This window comes from Sulfurimonas sp., assembly GCF_016744025.1.
Classification (GTDB): Bacteria; Campylobacterota; Campylobacteria; order Campylobacterales; family Sulfurimonadaceae; genus Sulfurimonas.
Genome location: NZ_JADGFC010000139.1, coordinates 1 through 6,046, shown reverse-complemented (window position 1 = coordinate 6,046; position 6,046 = coordinate 1). Strand labels below are relative to the sequence as shown.

Here is a 6,046-nt window from a genome sequence, read left to right as displayed (position 1 = left end):
GCTATAAACTACTCTTGCCATTTTTAATCCTATTAAATCTCATAACACATTTGTATTATTCTATCTAAATTACTGAATTAAAGTTTGTCTAGTTTACAGTACCACAGATAGTCTAATGTGATTTTATGAGTGGACCTTGACCACATTTTCTTCTCACTTGTTGCGTTACTATCAAAATCTTTTGTATACAGTGGACCTTCGTTCTTGATTTTATTTATAATATCTTGCACACCATTTTTATCTAAAATATCTTTATAGTATTTTGATTTATCAATCTTTTCTTTTATATGTTTAAATTGAATTTTCCACATAGGATAAAACTCTACAGGAAGAATAGAAGCGTCGTGAGTAAAGTGTTCAAATATACTTCTTTTTTTAGAAAGTAAATCGTCTAGCATATGTTCTTTATATTTTTTATTTCTTGACCAAAGTATATGGTGATGTGCTCTTGTTACATTTTGGATGCTATCTATTTGAACAAAACCTAAGTCTTTTATAATTTGTAATACATCAAGATTTTTATGGTTTGAATTTTGCAAAGCATTTGATTGTAGCCATAAGAGTCTCATCTCATTATTTGATATTTTTAACATTTTATACTTTTATGAAATAAAGGAAATAGCACTTTTAACAGCATTGATATAACTAAGAGTCTTCGCCTCGCCCTTATAGGCAATATCAAAGGCTGTTCCATGGTCTACTGATGTTCTGATTATCGGTAGGTTTAGTGATACGTTTATACTCTCATCAAAGTAGAGTGCTTTTAGCGGTGCTAGACCTTGGTCATGGTACATCGCTACAAAATAGTTGTAGTTCTTTCTTGCATGAGGAGTAAAAGCTACATCTGGAACTATCGGACCTACGAACTGCTCAAAGCCTAACTTTTTGTTTGCACTCTTTATGGCTTTTGTTATTCTAAGTTCTTCATTTCCTAAAACACCATTATCACCAGCATGTGGATTTAGACCAAGCACAGCTACTTTAGCATCTCCGATAGAGTCATGCAAGTCTAGAAAAAACTGTTTTAATTTTACATACTGAATAGATGCGGCTACTTCTTTAAGCGGTATATGTTCTGTAAAAAGTGCTACAAACATCTTCTCACATCCAAGCATCATAATAGCATCTCTGTCGAAGTGTTGGCGGAGTAGGTCGGTGTGACCTTTGTACTCTAGTCCAGCCATCATCCAAGCTTCTTTATGAATAGGCATAGTTACAACTGCATCTGCTCTTTTGTCTTCACAAAGTTTGATAGCACTCATAAAAGAGTCATAAGAGTACTTACCAGATGCAGCACTAACTACACCGGCTTCTATCTCAAACTCACCATCTACAGAATGAAGAACAAGGTCACTAGGTGCTTTGGCATCTAAAAGTTTAGTTGCTTGTGAGAGCATCTCGGGGCTGATGCAGTAGATAGGATTACAAAGTTTGGAAACTTCTTCATGAGATTTAAGGGCTATCTCAATTCCCACTCCGTTTAAGTCGCCTACGCTTATTGCAATGTTGATTTTTTGTTGGTTCATCTCATTCAATCCTTGCTCTATTGTTGAAATTGTATCTTAAATAACTAGTTTAGAAAAAGTGGAGATTCAAATACAGGGGCATTTTTAGAAGTAAGCTACTTCAATTATACGTTATCAAGTAAAACTTGGTAACGTATTGAAATCTTCAGCATTTCTTTTTTTTATGTTATTAAACTTTGATATAACCTTGGGATTTCTTTCTTTATTTGATTTGCAGTTTCGCCAAATTGCTTCCACTCTTTAATAAGCATATTATTTGTTTCGTCTTTATTCTTGCTTTTACCAGTATATATTATTCCATTAACTTCTTGACCTTTCTTAAATTCATTATTTGCCTTGTTTATCAATTTTATTAATATTTCATCATCACTAAAATACATATTAATGATATTAGTCAATTTTATAAAATCATCTGCTGTATGATTAAACTCCATCTTATTTGCACTTTCTTTTCCGTGGTATAAGATTAAGCTCATTCTTAAAGTACTATTGACTGAGAATTTAATTGAATTTTCTATTAATATATAGAATTCTTCTAATTTATTTCTTTTGATGTCATAATTATATTTTTTTATTGACATTTTATGCTTACTACTTTCTAGTAAATAATTTAGCATAAATGTTATCACTGCACCAATAAAGATTCCGATTATAGTTTCATTCATTATTTATCCTAATAGTCTTTCTCTTCTCATCAATAAGTCATACAGCTTATTGGGAAACATTCCATTATCTTGTAGTGAGTCTTTTCATCTCTTTTGTAGCTTCTGCAAGTCCAGTAAACACACTTCTAGCAATGATACTTTGACCTATGTTTAACTCAGTGATTTCTTTTATGTCCATCATATATGAAACATTGTGGTAGTTTAGTCCGTGACCGGCTGCTACTTCAAGTCCAAGTTTTTTAGCATGTGTCGCTGCTGCTTGAAGCTCTTGTATTGATTTTTCAAGTCTGCTAGCTAACTCATAACGAGGAAGTTCAAGCTCTTTTACTGAGTGGTTTGAGTGAGGTAGTGAAGAGTTTAACATTGCAAAGATATTTGCAAATGAACCAGTGTGTAGCTCAACCATCTCAGCACCTAAGTCTTTTGATTTTTCCATTGCTTCTATAGTAGGGTCAACAAAGAGCGAAACAGGAATGATTGAGTCATGAAGTTGCTCTATAGCATAAGCTATTTGCTCTTCATAAGTAAAAACATCTAGTCCACCTTCAGTTGTCACTTCTTCTCTTTTTTCAGGAACTAAAGTAGCACGGTGTGGCTTTAAGTCACATATTATATTTAAAATGTCTCTGTCTATAGCACATTCAAGGTTTACAGGAAGTTGTGAATGCATCATGATATTCTTTGCATCTACATCTTGTATATGTCTTCTATCTTCACGAAGATGAATAGTAATCTGGTCTGCACCATTTGCACAAGCAACGTTTAGCGCGTTTAAAATATCTGGATCATTAACTCGTCTTGCTTCCCTTAAAACCGCTACATGGTCTATGTTTACACCTAACTTCATACTACTCACTATTTTTCTCCCTTAGCATTTTTAACAAAATTTAAATAATCTTCTTCTAAACTTTGATGTTCAATAATATCGCCCATATGTACTTGCACAACTTTTTTTTCTTTATATGGAGCATTTCTAAATACACTCTCTAAAGTATCGTTTATAAAAACAGGAACAACATCAAGTTTATTTGCTTTTGCAATCTTTTGTGCTCCGCTTTGAAACTCTAAAACGTCAGCTGTTTTGTTTCTCTCACCCTCTGGAAAGATATATATGTTAAAGTCATCTATCTTTAAAAGTGTTTTTTTGATCTCTTTAAAAAATTTTAAAAGACCTTTTCTATTTTCTAAGTCAACACTTATACATCCGCTATATCTAAAAAAGTCACCATAAAATGCATCGAAAAGTTCTTGTTTAGCTATCCAAGTTCCATTTTTATTGTGTTTTGAAAAGATATGTTCCATTACTATTATGTCTAATAGTGAGCGGTGATTTATTGCATAAAGTATTTTGTCTTTACTTGGAACTTCACCAATAAGTTCTATTTCAATATTTAAATGTTCTAAAACATTGTTAGAGTAAGACTGTCTATCTTTTGACAACTGTGTATAACCATGTTTTAAAGAGATAAAAGGGTGAAAGTATGTGCGCTTAAAAATCTGTATTTGTTTGTACCCAAGTCCAATCATGAAGATGAGTTTTTTTAGTGTTTTAATCATATATTAATTATTTTGAACGATGCATAGGATGTTGATAGTCATTTCTCTCACAAGCAGTGAAAATTGACATAACACCAAGTGCTAGTATTGTTGTGAACATTATAGATTTCATTTAAATCCTTTATTTTAGAAACTATTCTTTATTATATCATTGATTTTATTTATATTATCTGTGGAAGCAAAACAGCTTTTGCTCCCACACACCATAAACTCTGCATCTTCACTTAGCTTTTTTTGTATAAATGGATACTCTAAATTACTAATCTCATAAGCATTAGCATCTAAATTTGAAGCCGTTGATTTTATAACTCTATCACCTTTTAGGTGTCTTAGCATCTGAGCTAACATATGTGGATATATCACAGGTCTTCTTCCTAACTCATAAGAGTTATACTCTAAAGTTTTAAATGCAAAGTGAGAGTATTTTTCATCCTCAAGCAGAGTTGATAAAGAGATAAGTACATCTACCATGATACTTACGCAACTTGTGTAAGTATTGTCTGATATCTCTGCTTTAGTCTCAAACTCGCCATTACTAAAGTTCCAAGTTCCATTTTTATAAAACTCTTCTAAAGTGATGTTTGTGAATTTTTGAGCTTGAATAAGATATAGCTCATCTTGAGTAGAGTTATAAGCGGCTATAAGAGCTTGTGCTAGATATGTATAGTCTTCTAAGAAAGCTCCTACTTTAGGAGTATTATGAATAAGAGTAGTGTGATAGAGTTTAGAGTCTATAAACATAGTCTTTAGAAGAGCATCTAAACTTTTAACTGCTCTGTCTTTATACTTAGCATCTATATCTCCTAGAGTAAACAAGGCTTTTATCATCATACTTGACCAAGATGTTTGAACCTTTTTGTCTATAAAAGGGTACTCTCGATTTTTTCTCAAATTTTGTAGAAGAATCTTTACCTTCTCAAAATGCTCAGGAACTTCGCCCTTGTTAAAACGAATGATGTTTTTACCTTCAAAATTTCCTCCTTGAGTTACTTCCATCTCAGCGAGAATAGTCTCTATATCTTCATATCTATTTTCAGATAAAGTTTTGTAAACTTCATCGTAAGTGTATATAAAGTAAGTACCTTCTTCACCTTCACTATCTGCATCGCTTGCACTATAAAAAAGATTGTCTTCACTCATAAAGTTAAACCAAAAATCAGCTATCTCTTTAGCAGTAGTTAAAAAGCTTTCATCTTTGTATGTTAGGTAAGCTTTTGTATAGAGATCGCAAAGTAGGGCATTATCATATAGCATCTTTTCAAAGTGAGGAACTCTCCACTCTCTATCTACTGAATAACGACAAAATCCACCATCTACTAAATCGTACATTCCGCCTTTTTTCATAGACTCTAGGGTATGAATAAGCATTGCTTTTGCAGCTTTGTCATATTGAAGTCTGTCTATTGTTAAAAGAGTTCCAAGTGTAGATGCATGAGGAAATTTATGGGTTACAGAAAAACCGCCATTTTTTGGTTCATAGTTATTTTTTACCTGAAGCATAAAGTTTTTAATAAAATCTTCTTTTAAAACAGTTGCTTCTTTTGGATGCTCTTTGGTAGTTAAAAAGCCTTCTATCTCATCGGCATTTTTATATAAGGCTGCATCATTTTGAGCCACTTTTGTACCTATAAGTTTACTGAGCTCTTTAAATCCCATACCGTCTATAGAACTTTGTTGTGATTCAGGTGGTATATATGTCCCTGCAAAGAAAGGCTTATTTTGAGGGGTACAAAAGATTGATGTTGGCCAACCACCTGCACGACGGTTAAGAAGCATGTGTACTTCTTGGTAGTGCTTGTCTATATCTGGACGCTCTTCACGATCGACTTGAATACAAACAAAGTGTTCGTTTAAAATATCTGCACACTCTTGGTTTTCAAAGACAGTTTCTTCCATAACATGACACCAATGGCAAGATGAGTAACCTATGCTAATAAAAATGGCTTTGTTCTCATCCTCAGCTTTTTTAAACGCTTCATCACCCCATGCAAACCAGTCAACTGGATTGTTCTTGTGTTGCTGTAAATATGGTGAGTCTTCTTCTTCTAATCTGTTTGACATAATAACTTTCCTATCTATAAAATGATTAAATTAATTATTTGTAGAGTAGGAAATAGTTGCTAACAAAGTGCTTAAACTATTTATTTGGATTTTATTTTTTATTCTTCTTAAACGCCTTAAGAATATAGTTGTAAAATCCTATAATGAACCCCTAAAACTGAACCAGTAAAATTTGTTTTCTTATTTCAAAAATGATAAAATTGAAATAGAAAATATAGGGATTAAATATGAGTGTAA

Annotated in this window: 6 protein-coding genes; all 6 read right to left on the bottom strand. The window is 32.4% G+C overall.

What is annotated here, in order from left to right; translation table 11 throughout:
- Window positions 1–77 precede the first annotated feature (77 nt).
- Window positions 78–593, bottom strand: coding sequence for a crosslink repair DNA glycosylase YcaQ family protein (locus QZZ48_RS13570; protein ID WP_294966755.1), 516 nt, complete (start codon window positions 591–593; stop codon window positions 78–80).
- A gap of 9 nt (window positions 594–602) precedes the next feature.
- The gene (gene pdxA / locus QZZ48_RS13565; protein ID WP_294966753.1) at window positions 603–1,526 is read right to left on the bottom strand and encodes a 4-hydroxythreonine-4-phosphate dehydrogenase; all 924 of its coding nucleotides are present in this window, start codon (window positions 1,524–1,526) and stop codon (window positions 603–605) included.
- A gap of 161 nt (window positions 1,527–1,687) precedes the next feature.
- Window positions 1,688–2,191 carry a hypothetical protein gene (locus tag QZZ48_RS13560; RefSeq protein WP_294966751.1) on the bottom strand — a complete coding sequence of 168 codons (504 nt, stop codon included), beginning with the start codon at window positions 2,189–2,191 and terminating at the stop codon, window positions 1,688–1,690.
- Between the two features lie 64 nt (window positions 2,192–2,255).
- Entirely contained in the window at window positions 2,256–3,038 is a 783-nt protein-coding gene (locus tag QZZ48_RS13555; protein ID WP_294966756.1) for a pyridoxine 5'-phosphate synthase, read from the bottom strand.
- 8 nt (window positions 3,039–3,046) lie between these two features.
- Window positions 3,047–3,748: a lysophospholipid acyltransferase family protein gene (locus tag QZZ48_RS13550; RefSeq protein ID WP_294966749.1), complete on the bottom strand. Its 702-nt coding sequence runs from the start codon at window positions 3,746–3,748 to the stop codon at window positions 3,047–3,049.
- A gap of 126 nt (window positions 3,749–3,874) precedes the next feature.
- On the bottom strand, window positions 3,875–5,809 hold the full coding sequence (locus QZZ48_RS13545; protein ID WP_294966748.1) for a thioredoxin domain-containing protein: 1,935 nt from the start codon (window positions 5,807–5,809) through the stop codon (window positions 3,875–3,877).
- Between the last annotated feature and the right edge of the window lie 237 nt (window positions 5,810–6,046).